The sequence below is a fragment of the Paenibacillus sp. SN-8-1 genome (assembly GCF_050995535.1).
GTDB lineage: Bacteria > Bacillota > Bacilli > Paenibacillales > Paenibacillaceae > Fontibacillus.
In genome coordinates this window covers 41,299-56,132 of the sequence record NZ_CP194782.1, presented here as the reverse complement: position 1 = coordinate 56,132, position 14,834 = coordinate 41,299, and the positions used below count along the sequence as shown (strand labels likewise).

At 50.7% G+C, this 14,834-nt stretch carries 12 protein-coding genes; all 12 read right to left on the bottom strand.

What is annotated here, in order from left to right; translation table 11 throughout:
- Positions 1 to 84 precede the first annotated feature (84 nt).
- Positions 85 to 2,586 carry a stage II sporulation protein E gene (gene spoIIE, locus ACRRNK_RS00260; RefSeq protein ID WP_433944870.1) on the bottom strand — a complete coding sequence of 834 codons (2,502 nt, stop codon included), beginning with the start codon at positions 2,584 to 2,586 and terminating at the stop codon, positions 85 to 87.
- A gap of 484 nt (positions 2,587 to 3,070) precedes the next feature.
- Positions 3,071 to 3,562 (bottom strand): S1 domain-containing RNA-binding protein, encoded by a 492-nt coding sequence (locus ACRRNK_RS00255; protein ID WP_433944869.1) that lies wholly within the window; start codon positions 3,560 to 3,562, stop codon positions 3,071 to 3,073.
- A gap of 119 nt (positions 3,563 to 3,681) precedes the next feature.
- Positions 3,682 to 4,029 (bottom strand): FtsB family cell division protein, encoded by a 348-nt coding sequence (locus ACRRNK_RS00250; protein WP_433944868.1) that lies wholly within the window; start codon positions 4,027 to 4,029, stop codon positions 3,682 to 3,684.
- A gap of 21 nt (positions 4,030 to 4,050) precedes the next feature.
- A complete protein-coding gene (gene yabQ / locus ACRRNK_RS00245; protein WP_433944867.1) occupies positions 4,051 to 4,620 on the bottom strand; it encodes a spore cortex biosynthesis protein YabQ in 570 nt (189 codons plus the stop codon).
- Entirely contained in the window at positions 4,617 to 4,898 is a 282-nt protein-coding gene (gene yabP / locus ACRRNK_RS00240) for a sporulation protein YabP (RefSeq protein WP_433944866.1), read from the bottom strand. Before yabP ends, yabQ begins: the two co-directional genes overlap by 4 nt.
- A 154-nt stretch (positions 4,899 to 5,052) precedes the next feature.
- Positions 5,053 to 5,334 carry an RNA-binding S4 domain-containing protein gene (locus ACRRNK_RS00235; protein ID WP_127201059.1) on the bottom strand — a complete coding sequence of 94 codons (282 nt, stop codon included), beginning with the start codon at positions 5,332 to 5,334 and terminating at the stop codon, positions 5,053 to 5,055.
- Complete coding sequence (locus tag ACRRNK_RS00230) at positions 5,334 to 5,606, bottom strand: HU family DNA-binding protein (RefSeq protein ID WP_433944865.1); 273 nt, start codon at positions 5,604 to 5,606, stop codon at positions 5,334 to 5,336. Before ACRRNK_RS00230 ends, ACRRNK_RS00235 begins: the two co-directional genes overlap by 1 nt.
- A 193-nt stretch (positions 5,607 to 5,799) precedes the next feature.
- Positions 5,800 to 7,308 (bottom strand): nucleoside triphosphate pyrophosphohydrolase, encoded by a 1,509-nt coding sequence (gene mazG, locus ACRRNK_RS00225; RefSeq protein ID WP_433944864.1) that lies wholly within the window; start codon positions 7,306 to 7,308, stop codon positions 5,800 to 5,802.
- A gap of 135 nt (positions 7,309 to 7,443) precedes the next feature.
- Entirely contained in the window at positions 7,444 to 9,153 is a 1,710-nt protein-coding gene (locus ACRRNK_RS00220) for a putative polysaccharide biosynthesis protein (RefSeq protein WP_433944863.1), read from the bottom strand.
- A gap of 163 nt (positions 9,154 to 9,316) precedes the next feature.
- Positions 9,317 to 9,859 carry a stage V sporulation protein T gene (spoVT, locus tag ACRRNK_RS00215; protein ID WP_433944862.1) on the bottom strand — a complete coding sequence of 181 codons (543 nt, stop codon included), beginning with the start codon at positions 9,857 to 9,859 and terminating at the stop codon, positions 9,317 to 9,319.
- Between the two features lie 241 nt (positions 9,860 to 10,100).
- Positions 10,101 to 11,231: a foldase protein PrsA gene (locus ACRRNK_RS00210; protein ID WP_433944861.1), complete on the bottom strand. Its 1,131-nt coding sequence runs from the start codon at positions 11,229 to 11,231 to the stop codon at positions 10,101 to 10,103.
- Positions 11,215 to 14,739: a transcription-repair coupling factor gene (gene mfd, locus ACRRNK_RS00205; protein WP_433944860.1), complete on the bottom strand. Its 3,525-nt coding sequence runs from the start codon at positions 14,737 to 14,739 to the stop codon at positions 11,215 to 11,217. The genes ACRRNK_RS00210 and mfd overlap by 17 nt, the downstream gene beginning before the upstream one ends.
- Between the last annotated feature and the right edge of the window lie 95 nt (positions 14,740 to 14,834).

The following is a 14,834-nucleotide window of genomic DNA, read 5'->3' as shown; positions in this document are numbered from 1 at the left end:
AGCCCAGCCCAGCAGCCTCCATTTCCCGGGCAATGCATATTAACTTGATAACAAGCTAAGCTATTCCAAGTGATACGCAGCAGATCAGCTAACCGTTCTTGGCCGCTCTAGACGGTCTACTCCAGGAATATGCAGCGTGGACCACTCCGGACTGCGATGATTCACCTTGGCTACAGCCACGGTCATGTCATCATTAATCTGGTTCCCTTGATAACGGATGACTGCATCTAGAAGACAATCGGCAATAGCCTGAGGTTCTTCTGTAGTAATCTCCTGAATGAGACGCTTGATCCACAGCTCCTTGTTCACCGCATATCCCGGTGCATCATAAATCCCGTCGGTCATCATAATCAATATATCACCTGGGAGCAGCTGTAAAGTAACCAAGTCTACCTCAATATCCTGGATAATTCCGATAGGAAGGTTGCTGGCAGAGACGGAGATCACCTCATTCCCTCTCTTAATAAAGCTGGGTGAAGAGCCGATCTTCATAAACGTCGTTCGTGCCGAATGCTCATCGATGAGAGCCATATCAACCGTTGCATAAATTTCGTCAGGTGATCTGAGCATTAGAACAGAATTGACGGATTTAATAGCCAAGGTCTCATCCATTCCCGATTGAAGCAGCTGCTCCAAAATGTTCAGAGCCGTGCTGCTCTCCAGTCTCGCCCGCTCTCCATTCCCCATGCCGTCACTCAAGGCTACCGCAAAAGTCCCGTTGCCAAGCTCCGCTGCACTGAAGCTGTCCCCGGATAGCAGGTCGCCCCCTTTGGCGGTACCGGCTACCCCGGTGGATATCTCATAGGACTTGGCTGAACCGAAGGTTACATTCACCAAGCCCTCCTTGCCGGACGGAACGGACTCATTCATAACCGCGATATGCTCATCCAGGATATCCGATAATAATGGCGCTATAATCTTGCGGCACTCATCATAACCACGGGTATACGCATGGGTGATCTCAATTTCAACATTACCGTGGTCCAGACAAATGATATCCACGCTGTGGATGGATAAACCCATAATCTCCAGAGCCTCTCTAATCTGCTCCTCCTGACGGTACATTGTCTGACTCTCTCTTTTAATCTCCTTGGCCAAGTCTTCCATAACCTGAGACACCCCGGAAAGCTGCTCGGCTACCAGCTGACGGCTGTCGTATATTTGCCGTTTCCAGTGCATATCATTCTGATAAAGGTCATATTCCCGCTTCATAATATTCAGGACCTGCTCCGTCTTCTTACATACCTTATTCCACTTGACCGGAAGCTCGTCATGCCTAACCTCCGGGTTCTCTTCTATAGTAGTCATCATTTCGGTCATAAACTTATAAGTCTGATAGAAGTTCCCGTCCCAGCAGTGATTTTTGCGAAAACAGGTGCCGCAGGCCCCCTCGGTGGCCGCATTCATGAAATGATCCATTTCCTCGCCGCGCCTTGTAATTTCCCCTGAGCTGGATACTTGTCCAAAGCTGCGGGACAGCTGCTTGAAGACATGTGAGAACTGCGTGACCCGCTCTGCTGTAATATCCCGGATCCGCTTGGCATATTCATGCTGCGATTCCGTGTAGTCCTTGGTTCCAGGCACATATTTGGCTATATACCCGATTACGGTCTTTGGGGTAAGCATAAATAACACAACGGCTGCGCAGGTCTCCCAGGTGGAGGACATCACATCGCCAGGACCCGTCAGATAAATTGATAGAATCGATGAACCCAGCAGCATGCCAAGCCCTACTGACCACTTTCGGCCTTCACGCAGCATACCGGCAAGCATACCTGAGAACGCCAGCAGGCTCATTTGATAGATGGCAGACATATCGGCCAAGCTTAAGATAAGCCCGGTGATTACACCTACCGAAGCCCCGAGCGGCGCCCCGCCTACCAATGCGAACAGAAGAATGAGATATCTGGACAAAATATGCTCCAAAGACAGTCCCTTAATCACCCATCCGACGGCACCCGTCATCACAGAAGCCAGCAGGATGATCAGGCACAGAATTTCCTCATTACGCAGATTATAATTCTTCTTTCTATATGTGAAGATAGGTACAGCCTGCAGAAATACCAGTGTAAGAACGAAGCTGAGCACCGCATCCATCACGGCCATGGTCAAGGTGTACCAGGATAGAGAAGGTCCAATAAGGGCTACAAAAAAGTTAACCAGGAAGGCGGAGGTGAAGACCATAATTGGAGCATAAGAAATTTCCGCCTTCTCGAACGATTCAAGGCCTTTTTGCATCAGGAAGATGATAATCAGCTCCCAGACTACCGAGAGAAAGTGATGGTGAGGCGCAAATAGGGCACCCGCTACAACGGAGGCAAAAACGGGAAGCAGAAGGTCCCTGCGCATGAAAGCAATAACGGCAAAATAAGCAACAGCAAAAGGGGACAATTCATTTAGAATCGTGGCCTTACCCAGCAGAAAACCCATCATCGTCAAAAGAAAAGCCCATTTGTTCGCAGCCACAAAACGGCTTGTCCTCAAAGCGGCCGGGGTCTGTCTCCATTTAAGCCACCACTTCTCCCCGTCCTGCTCCTTCGCCTTCTTCATTCCCGGAAAAGCAATCACATTCCATTTCTCCATCATGGCACCACCTTCTATGGATTTTATACAGATTGAGCTAAAGAGATGAATGCCAATCGGGTAGGTATTGAACGTAGTTCTTCCCTATGTATTCATGTCCACCTGGAGTATTCGGCCCCGCTGTCTTTAGCTCAACCTGCATAGTGAGGTATGTCCCATTATAGGAGCGTGTCTTTGGAAAGTTTGTCAGAAGGCGGGGTAAGCCACAAAAAAGTTTCCGACAAATTGAGAGGGCTTACACTCCGCCCTTGACCCCTTGCCAGTACTCGGAACAGAGCCCGTTAGCCAAATCTATGTTCGCCCCTAGCAGTACTACTTTTTCGTTACGTTCGCCCCGCGTTCTTAGCGATTTGCCCTGAGACTTACGGAAAACCGTTGGATGCTGTCGGTAAAAAAATGGAATGCGTTTCCTGGCGACAAATCAGGACGACAAAAAAACCGCAAGCGCTAGGCTTACGGTTTGTTGTATTCAAATATTAAAGATGGATTATACTCGTTTCGCGCCGCGTCCACCGCGTTTGCCCTCGGTGTTCTTCTTCAGCGACGAAATACGCTCTTCACTATCTTTGAGGAAGCGTGACATTTTATCTTCAAAAGAAGCTTTGCCCACTGGAGGTTTGAATGAACGCCCTCCGCGATCCCGATTGAAACCGCCTCCGCCACCACCAGGACGATCTCCGTCTCTGCCGCCACTTGGACGATCTGGTCTTGGTGCACGTGGAGGTCTTGGTGCTTCCACAGGCTTATCTACAGTCTGCTTAATCGAAAGCCCGATCTTACCGTCCTTATCAACGTTAATGACTTTAACCGTCACAACATCGTTGATCTTAAGATGATCGTTAACATCCTTGACGTAGTTATCGGCGATCTCCGAGATGTGTACGAGACCGGTGACACCTCCTGATAGATCCACAAATGCTCCAAAGTGCGTGATGCCTGTCACCTTGCCTTCTAACTTGGTGCCCACTTCTATTGCCATAAAATAAAATGATCCTCCCTTAAAAATGTCACCAAGACATCATGATCTTGGCTTCGGTGATTTGATTATACCGAATGACTCATACAAGGTCAACAGACGTATATCCTGTATGAGTTTATCTATTTCTCGTCATCGGAAGACGGTACACGGATCGGCACTTCTCCGGGTCTGTAGAGCCCGTATTTCTTCATTGCGATTTGCCCAATGTACTCAGGATCCTTCAGACGTTCTATTTCATTTTTGAGCTGATTTAAAGCTTGGTCACTCTTGGCTTTGGAGTCTTGCTTCTCTGAGAGTTCACGCGAGCCGGCTCCTATCTGACTGGCCTGGGAGATGAATGTATACCCTGCCCACCCTATAAAAATGACAATGAAAGCAAGCCACAGCCTGTAACGCCTGCGAGCACCTGCATTCTTGACAGCAGCAGGTTCACTATTCTTAGCCGCATTCCCGGATACAACGCGCAAAATGTCCCACCCCCAAAACCTTTAATTCTTGGTGAACCAACGGTTCCAGAGTTGAACCGTCCATGATTTAAGCTTGTCAGCCCGCTCAGGAATATGGAAGCGCCTTAGCAAAGGCCTGGACATCCACCTTAGAATTCTCCATATTGGCAATAGAGAGATACGTCCCAGAAAAAGCACGACGATCCACACAAAGCCGAGCGCAAGCTTGGTGCCTTTCAGCAAAATACGAATAGGAGCGATGATAAATAGCTCTATTAATCGCACCACCAAAGCATAAATCCGTTTGATTACCACCATTAACATTACCACAAAACGCTCGGTTATAACACTTAAGAATAAAAAATAAATCCAAACTCCTACAAACAATCCTAGGAACACATAGAATCGGAGTTGGCCTTGATTGCTATGATACAGCATCCGAAATACGAAGACCGAAGCAGCTGCCCAGTAGAGCAGATCAAGGGCGTGAACCGTCCACCGCGGAAATCGCAGCTGCCCCGATACAACACGGTAACTATCAAAGGCGACCCCCAGTATTCCCCCGGAAAAAAACATCCATAGCAGGGTCACCCACTGCACATGCAGATTCATTTAAACAGCTTCCCGATGAAGCCCTTGGTTTTAGGCTGTGATCCGGGGTTTAAATACGATAAGGAATTCACAACACCCTCAATAGCGACGAGTCCCTGCTCCAGGTTAAGATTTTTGATATGCAGGTTCTGCCCGCGGATGGTAAGATGCCCGAGTTCCGTCTTGAGCAGAAATTCCTCGCTGTCAAAGCTCTCCACATTGTTCACGCCGGATATTTCAAGCAGCTTGCGGTTATGCATGTGCACTTCCTGCAGCTTTCCTCTTCCTTGATCATTCATGGCATGTACCCCTCCCTTTACAGTAACCATCTTATGGGCGGAATACAGCCTTTAGAACTGGATGTCCTTTCAATTTCATAAAAATCTAAAGGGCTGCTCCCACGGTCAGAAATTCTGCCAGGGAACAGCCCTATTAAGAAGATAAGCTTAGGTATTAGGTCCAGTCTAGACCCTGGTCCTTTGCTATTGGCTCTTCTTTCACTAATGTATATAGGCTTGATGCTTCTTCCTTGCGGGTGTTCTCGGCAAGCCGTTCCACCCTAACCGTAACCAGCTTCTGTCCAAATTGAACGGTGATTTCATCGCCCACTTTAACGGAACTGCTCGGCTTGGCTTCCCGGTCATTAATCAGCACTCTGCCTTGTTCGGAGACGTCTTTCGCCACGGTGCGCCGTTTAATCAACCTTGAGACCTTCAGGAATTTATCAAGACGCATTATTTTACAGCTTCTTTAAGCTTGTTGCCCGCTTTGAATGCAGGAACGTTGGATTCTGGAATTTCAATAGTCATCCCTGTCTGTGGGTTGCGGCCTGTACGTCCGGAACGCTTGCGGGTCTCGAAAGTACCGAAGCCGATCAATTGAACTTTGTCTCCGCTGGAAAGAGCATCCGTGATTTCGCCAAGAAAACCGTTAAGCACGACTTCAACGTCTCTTTTAGTCAAACCGCTTTTGCTCGAGATATTGTTGATCAGATCTGTCTTGTTCATAAATTAAAAGCCTCCCAATATTCAAAAAAATAAAGTATATGCGGTGGTGAACAGGCTGGATAAGCCAAAGTTCAACCGCAAAGTAATCCTTATGGTTATTCTTGCTTCATTAACAAATTCCTGCTTAAACTTTATTAAATTCTTTGATTCATCAAAAAAAACCTCGATTTAGACAAAATCGCCCCTGGCTCCATCAAAGATTACGGCCGGAGCGCTCTACTTCCTTGGCTTCATCCCATAAGCGGTCCATCTCTTCCAGGCTGCTCTCAGGTAACGTTCTGCCGGCTTCTTGCAGCTTGCTCTCCACGTACTGGAAGCGGGAAGTGAATTTGCGGTTGACCAGGCTTAACGCCTCCTCGGGATCTACCCCGATGAATCTGGCTACATTCACCACAGTAAATAGAACATCACCCAGCTCCAATGCCTGCTCTGATGCCGCGTGTCCCTCTCTTACGGCCTGCTTAAGTTCGGCCAATTCCTCATCAATCTTGCCAAGGGCCCCTTCGACATCCTCCCAGTCAAACCCTACCTTGGAGGCCTTCTTCTGGAGCTTGTAGGCCTTCATCAGCGCCGGAAGATCACGTGGAACTCCGCTCAGTGCAGATTGCTTCTCAGGCAGAATTCCCTTCTTTCTCTTCTCTTCAGCCTTCATACCCTCCCAGTTGTTCAGGGCTTCTTCCGCATCCTCGGCGGATAAATCTCCGAATACATGCGGATGGCGGAAGATCAGCTTGTCGTTCAGACTGCCGATAACATCATAGACCGTGAACATGCCTGTCTCTTCTTCCATCTGGGAATGCAGCATGATCTGAAGCAGCAGGTCCCCAAGCTCTTCCTGCATATGACCCGGATCATCTTCATCAATGGTCTCGATAACTTCATAGGTCTCCTCGATCAAGTTCTTGCGGATGGACTGGTGGGTCTGTTCCCGGTCCCATGGGCAGCCTTCAGGACTACGAAGGATCGTTACAATCTCATGTAGCCTCTCGAAGCTGCGCTGACGCAGCATCTCATTATCGTCCCGTGGAATATAGATTAGCGACAGGTTGCCGTATCCTTCTACACGGTCGAGCTCATGCAGGGGGATCACCTTGATCTCCTCCTGACCAGCTACACCGAGAGCGTGCCCTACCGTAACCGGATAATCATCCGGGTAGGTCTCCATCAGGCTCAGCTTCACATCAGAAGCCGTAAAGCTGTCATAGACCTGTCCAATCAACGTATGTACCCTTGGCTCAACTAACGATGATGCAAGCTCAGACGCATCCAGCAGCTGGAATCCTTCAATCGGATCAAAACCGAGGCGGGTAAAGGCCACGTCCAGAAAGCTCTCCCCACCTGTTATCTCAAGACGAATCCCCAGGTCTGCGCAGCGTTCCCGCAGCAGCTTGACGGTTGACTCGGCCACCATAGGGTGCCCGGGGACCGCATAGATAATTTCACGTTCTGGCGGCAGTTCTGACGCGGCAGCAAGAAGTTGACTTACAATCTCTTCATATACGGACGGGAAATCATCCTTCTCTTCATACACCTCGTCGAATGATCTAAAGGTTATTCCGGTCTCCTCCAACCAGTTGATGACCGGATGATCCAGAGTCCGCACATAACGGAGCTCCGCCTGCTGAAGCTTCTTCAGGCTCCCCATGGTCAGCTTGTCCGGATCTCCTGATCCGAGACCCATAACAGTAATTGCAGCACTCACCTGTATCACACTCCCGAAATCCCGCTTCTCGGCGGGGTTATAATAGCTCACTAAACCCAATGACCGTAATCATAGCCGTTCTATATTTCTCGAATGAGTTCTCAACTATCCGGCCCAATCAGGTCTCTAATCAGTCTACTCCTGCGGAGGCAGCAGACGAACCCGCCGAAGCAGCCTGGCGAGCTTCGGCCCGATCTTAGGCAGGGCCTCAATCTTCGGCCCTGTCATCAGGCGCAGCCACACTACGCCGGCCGCGAAGACCGCCGCGCCCAGGAAGACGCCGAGCAGACTCTCGGCGGCAGCGATGGCGCGGCCCGGCCCTAGGCCGGCTGCGTCCGCGAGCCAGCGCAGGGCGAGCACGGCCAGGGCCAGCGCGGCTACCAGCAGCGCTGGCTTCAGCACAGCGTCTGCCAGGCGCAGCCGCAGCGCTGTGGTCTTCACCAGCAGCGCGAGGCTGAGCGCTGCGGCAAAGCTGTAGGCCGCCACGCCTGCGATGGCGGCCCCGGTGATGCCAAGCTGCGGTACGAGCAGCAGATTGAGCACGATCTTGAGTGCCGCGGCCCCTGCCAGGTACAGGGCCGGTGCCCGGACGGTGCCCAGCCCTTGCAGCAGGGCGGCCGTCAAAGCCAGCATCGTGCCCGGTGCTGCTGTGAGGGCGATCCACTGCATCGCGTCTGTTCCGGCAGTATCCTTGTAGAGCATGATGTTGATAGGCTCCGCCAACACGGCAAGCCCGGCGGACGCCGCAAGACCGATCAGCCAGAACCAGCGCAGGGCGAGGCGCGAGTGAGATTCAATGTTTCCCTGGTCTCCCCGAAATTTGAATTCCGCCATGGCGGGAATGAACAGAACGGATAGGGAGGACGCCAGCATCGTCACAAGCTGGACAAGCGGGATTCCCCGGTTATAGATGCCCACCTGAATCATGGAACCGAGCTCATCCCATCCTCCCTGCTTCAATAGACGGGGCAGCGTGAAGGTATCCACTAGGCCCATCAGAGGCACAGCCAAGGCAGCCAGACAGATCGGAATGGCATAGGCCAGCAGCTGCTTCAGCAGCCTGCCCCCACGCGCTTCCACATCCCGCGGTTCTCCTTCTCCATGCCTTCGCCCTCCGGCTATGGGCTTAGACAGCGTATCCTCATGACTATCCTTCCACCCGCTTCGGTCTCTCTCCCAAGAGATGACCTCAGTGCTTCTGCGGTGCTTCTGCCAGTACAGCAGCATGACCCCAAGTCCCGCGAGGCCCCCGGCTGCCGATCCGATCATCGCTCCCGCAGCCACGGTACTGTCAGAAGCGCCTGCAGCCGTATAAGTAAGCAGCAGCACAATCATAACGCCAACTCTTATGGCCTGCTCCATAACCTGTGACACCGCGGTCGGCAGCATATCCTGCAAGCCTTGGAAATAACCGCGCAGCGCTGCCGAAGCCGGTACGAAGAAGAGCGCCGGCGCCGCACACCGTAGGGCGGGTACAAGCTGCTGATTGCCAATCCAATGCGCTAGCAGCGGCGCCCCGAAGTACATTCCGAGGCCCCCTGCACAGCCTAAGGCCAGCATGACCATGCCTGACAGCCGAAGCACCTCGGCGGCCCCCGCCCGGTTGCCCGCGGCTTCACGCTCAGCTACGAACCTGGATACAGCCACCGGGAAGCCCGCAGTAGCGAGCGTCAGCAGCAGTGTATAAAAGGGGTAGACAGTATTATAAATGCCGAAGACTCCGTCTCCCCCGATATTTTGCAGAGGGATCTTCTGCAGTGTCCCTAGCAGCTTGGTCACAATTGCCGCCAGACTTAGCAGCAATGCTCCTCTAAGCATTTTTCCGGCTGCTGTGGTTTCTTTCATGAGGTTCCCCACTTTACATTAACAATACTTAATCCTAACTATTATAATCCTTGTCCTCCCCTCATGGAAATGATCACAAAAAAACCCCCTCTGCTTGCCGGCTGTGTAGGCCAAAGAGTAGGCAGTGGGAGTTTTACTTGCAAGTAAATAAATTTATTTAGGCTTATTGCTCCATTTGTTTGCCAAGGAATCCCGCAGCCGTCTCGGCCATCTTGGATTCGAGCTGGGACATCTTTACCGATTCATCTTTGTTCACAAGGGTCACTGAGCCGATTGGATCGCCACCCGCAATAATAGGAGCGATAACGAAGGTCGAAATCGTTTCCGCATGATCCTTAATAAGTTCATAGGTCCCGGTATTCGCTTCAACAATAATTTTGCGGTTGTCCATGCTGTTCTCAAGCAGCATACTTACCTGCTTGTCCAAATACTCTTTCTTGGAGGCTCCCGCCACCGCAATTATGGTATCACGGTCTGAGATCAGCGTAATATGTCCTGTACTCTCATATAAGGATTCCGCATATTCTTTGGCGAAATCGCCAAGCTCCCCGATTGGTGAGTACTTCTTCAATATAACTTCCCCGTCACGATCCACAAAGATCTCAAGCGGATCCCCTTCGCGAATACGCAAAGTCCGGCGGATTTCTTTAGGGATTACAACCCTGCCCAAATCATCAATACGACGTACAATTCCAGTAGCTTTCATTTCACATGTTGCCCCGCTTTCTAAAGAAGTTATTGAACTACTGTAGCTTTTTATTATGAATAGAGAAGGGTCCAATCCATATGGACTGATTCAGTTAAATCCATATCACTTAGTTCTTGACCATAGTATTAGGCTGCTCCCAATTCCTTATACATTAACCTTATCCTTTAACTTTCGCACCAGGACGGGGGACAAAAAGCAGCGCGAGGATCCCGCGCTGCCCGAACCAATAAAATTACTGCTATTCACCTGTGTCTGTACCAGGTGTTGTTGCTTCGTTAGTTGGAGTCCCCTTATCTGTGGTACCGGATGGTGTCGTTGCTGATCCACTCTTGGAAGAACCCGCAGCATCTTCCTTCTTGGTCTCCACCTTAGGCAGCTCGATCTTCTTGATGATCTTGGTAAGGCCATTCTGCATGAAATCATCCAGCTTGGTTGAAGCCACGTTCATCTTCAGAGAATCCTTCTGTTCCTGTGTCAGATCGTTAAGGGCCTTCTCCGTACGAGCCTCTACACGCATGATATGGTATCCATAATCGGTCTCGACCGGATCACTGATCTTGTTCAGCGGCAGTGTCACTGCCTTCTCCTTGAATTGTGGAACCCACTCGCCCGCATTTTTGTCTTTGTAGAGACCACCCTGATCCTTGGAGCCTTCGTCTTCGGAGTATTTCTTAGCAAGCTCTGCAAAGTCAGCGCCTTTATCCAGCTTGGCCTTAACTTCCTTCGCCAGCTTGAGGGCATCCGCCTGCTTGCGTTCCTTGCCGTTAGCATCGGTTAGACCAATGAGAATGTGACGAACAGTAGCAACGGTAAAGTCACCCTTCTTGGTCTCAAACTCCTTCTTGATCTCATCCTCAGTTACTTTGGAAGTCTCACTTTCAATGACCGTGAAGACTTTAACCATATAATTCTTGAGGTCAGCCTCGGTTACCTTTTTGCTATCCAGCAGCTTCTTAAACCCCTCGTCCCCCAGCTGTTTCTTCATCTGGTTGACATTCTCGTCCGCTTTCTTCTTACCCTCATCCTTAGACTTGTCATCCGCTTTGGAGCTCAAGTAAGCATAGGCAATTTCCTGCTTGACCAAATAATCACGGAACTCGTCCATTTGTGCAAGCTGTTCCATCTCCGGCTGCAGCAGCAGCATAATACGCTGCTCCAGATCGAACTCATTCGCTGTAATCTCGCCGCCTTCATAGGTAGCCACGACCTTGCTTGTATCCTTCTTGGTCTCCGCGGCTGTGTTCTTGGTGTTATCCGCCGGGGTTGTCTCTGATTTCTTCCCGCAACCGGCCAGTATGGAGAAGGTCAGCACCGCTATCAAAGCTACCAGCAGCGTCTTCCAGGACCTGCTATTATTTCGCAACATCATGTAGTTCTCCCTTCGATTTGAATGCATCCTTAAGGGATTCAAGGAACTGTTCCAGCAGACCCATCATCTCTTTGTCACTCAAACCTTTAATTTTAATCTGAATCAGGATGCCCGTCCCTTGATTAAATTGTACACGTCTTCCGAATTGATTTCCAACTTCGGCAAATTTAGCCGGGATTAGAGCCTTCTCCCGGCCTTCGTGGAACTTCAGCAGGACTTCATCACCACGACGTGTAACCGACTCAATTCCATACTGCTTTGCATAAATCTTCAGCCTGGCCGCAGCAAGCAGATTCTCCACAGCCTCAGGCGGTTCTCCGAAACGGTCCAGAAGCTCGTCTCCAAGCTCGGATACCTCTTCAAGTGTCGTAAGCGTGGCTGCCTTCTTATAGATCTCAATTTTTTGAATACTATCATAGATATATTCAGGCGGTAAATAGGCATCAATGCTCAAATCAAGCACAGTATTCCACTCGTGCTTCTCCGGCGGCTCTTCTCCGAGGAGAGTCACCTTGCGCTTCTGAATCTCTTCCGCAAGCATCTGGGAATACAGATCGAAGCCGACCGAAGCGATGAACCCATGCTGCTCCGCGCCAAGCAGGTTGCCGGCCCCGCGGATCGACAAGTCCCGCATCGCAATCTTGAAGCCAGAGCCAAGCTCTGTGAACTCCTTGATAGACTGCAGCCGCTTCTCCGCCACTTCAGTAAGTGACTTATCGCGTTGATAGGTGAAATAGGCGTAAGCTATCCGGTTGGAACGTCCCACCCGTCCCCGCAGCTGATACAGCTGGGAGAGGCCCATTTTGTCCGCATCATGCACAATCAGGGTATTCACGTTCGGAATATCGACGCCGGTCTCAATGATGCTTGTACTTACAAGGACGTCATATTCACCATCCAGGAAGTCCAAGATCGTCTTCTCGAGCTCTTGCTCCGACATCTGACCATGCCCAATCCCCACCTTGGCCTCCGGCACAAGCATCGAGATTTGAGCCGCCATCTCCTGAATACCTTGGACTCGGTTATACAGATAGTATACCTGACCTCCGCGGGCCAGTTCTCTTTCGATTGCTTCACGAACGAGCGCCTGACTGTGCTCCACCACATACGTCTGTACCGGGAATCGATTCTCCGGAGGTGTCTCAATGACCGATAAGTCCCTTACACCCAGCATCGACATATGAAGTGTCCGCGGAATAGGTGTCGCCGTCAGCGTCAGAACATCGACATTCACTTTGAGCCGCTTAAGCTTCTCTTTGTGCGTGACACCAAACCGCTGCTCCTCGTCCACAATCAACAGTCCAAGATCCTTGAATACCAAGTCTTGCGAGAGCAGACGATGGGTTCCGATCACAATATCCACAGTTCCCGACTTGATTCCTTTAGTAGTCTCATTCTGTTCCTTCCGGCTGCGGAAGCGGCTGAGCACCTGAATATTGATTGGATAGCCTGAGAACCGTTCACGGAAGGTCTCATAATGCTGCTGAGCCAAAATCGTAGTCGGCACAAGTACGGCCACCTGTTTGCCTTCAATCGCACACTTAAATGCTGCCCGGATAGCGACCTCGGTCTTCCCGTATCCCACGTCGCCGCAGAGCAGACGATCCATCGGGCGATTCTGCTCCATGTCCTTCTTGATCTCTTCAATCGCCCGCATCTGGTCGCGGGTCTCATCATAGGGGAACATCGCTTCGAATTCCTGCTGCTCCGGTGTATCCTTCTCAAATCCGTAACCCGGTGAAGCCTGACGGTCTGCGTACAGCTTGATCAATTCATCCGCAATATCCTGAACCGAAGATTGGACCTTGCTCTTAACCCGGGTCCATTCCGTGCCGCCCAACTTATAGACCTTCGGCTCCTTGTCTTCAGAACCCACATACTTCTGGATTAGGTCAATTTGATCTATCGGTACGGACAGCTTGTCACCGCCGGCATACATGATGTGCAGATAATCCTTGTGGATTCCGCCAACCTCAAGGGTTCCTATGCCAATGTATTTCCCGATTCCGTGATTCTGGTGAACGACATAATCACCGATCTTCAGTTCCGTATAGCTCTTGATGCGCTCCGCATTATCCATGCTGCGTCCAACCTTGCGGGCTTTACGCTGCTTCTGCGAGAACATCTCTCCTTCAGTAATTACAACCAGGTGAATGGAAGGCAGCTCAAACCCTGTCTGCAGATTGCCCTGCAGCAAGGTCGGCTCGTCAATATTGTAATCCTGAAGAACGCGCCGCATACGTTCAACCCGTTCCTCATTGCTGGCGAGCATAAGCACCTGTGCACCGCTCTTCTTCCAGCGGTCCATCTCAGATTTCAGCACGTTCATCTGCCCGTGGAAGTCCTGCATAGCCCTGCTTGTGAAGTTCAGGATGTTCTGAGGCTGGATGTGAGGAACCTGACGCAGGAATAACGACATGAAGAGAGTCTGGAATGGACGCTCATAGATGACTTTGTCACTATCCACCGATAAAGGGAGCTCCGGAAGAGTCTTCCCATTCTGGAACAAATGAAGATGCCACTCCGCCTCATCCCGTTCAAGCTGCTTGCCGGTCTCCACCAGCCTTGCCGGTTCATCAATAATAAGCAGTGTATCCTTAGGCATGTAATCGTACAAAGTCTTATTCTCGGGATAAATCAGAGAAATATATTTATAGATTTCCGGAAAATTAACATGTTCCTTCAGAAGCTCGATCTCGCGGGAGACTTCTTCCTTAAGCTTAATCTTCGCCTGACGGTCGGTCATCTTCTCCATTTGATCCGCAAGCCTCGCGCTTACGGCCTCAGCTGCACGATCAAGACGCTCCCCGGAAGCGATAAGCTCCTTGCTTGGGGGAAGAGACACCTGTTTGACCTGATCCACAGACCTTTGATCGACAGGATCGAACGTACGGATGGAGTCAATTTCGTCATCGAACAATTCAATTCGGTAGGCAAGCTTCGACGTAAGCGGGTAAATATCTATAATTCCTCCGCGAACGCTCATCTCCCCCCGGTTCTCGACACGTTGAACCCGTTCGTAACCAAGTTCGACCAATTGCGTCAAGAAAGAGTCCAACCCAATCGTGCCGCCAAGCTCAAGCTTCAGCTCTGCTTTGGCAAGCACTTCAGGTATGGGTACGTACCTGCGAACCCCGGAGAAAGGCACGACAACAATCCCGCGGAACCCCTGCGAGCATTTGAGTAGTACTTCTATTCTCTGAGCTAGAGTCTCGGGACTAGATACCGCGGCTTCAGCGGCCACAAGTTCATTCGCCGGGTATAAGAGAACCTGATCTGGTGATAGAGCTTCTTGCAGATCTTCGGCAATCTTTTGGGCGGAGAACATATTATGTGTCACAACCAGAAGCGGCCGCTGAATCTGTTCATGCAGAGCTGCGAGCATCACCTGTCTGGAGGAACCTGAGAGACCGGAGATGAGCTGCTCCTTCATACCGGCTGTCACACCGGTGCTTAGAGACTCGAAATCCGGATCTTTAGAAAATGCTTCTATAAGTGCTTGTAACAAGAGTTGCACCTCTCTTATGCTTACTAATCCTTGCCCGCCTTATAAATAGACGGACGCAGGCTGTAAATAACCAGAAATAAGCCTCAGCATTCGTG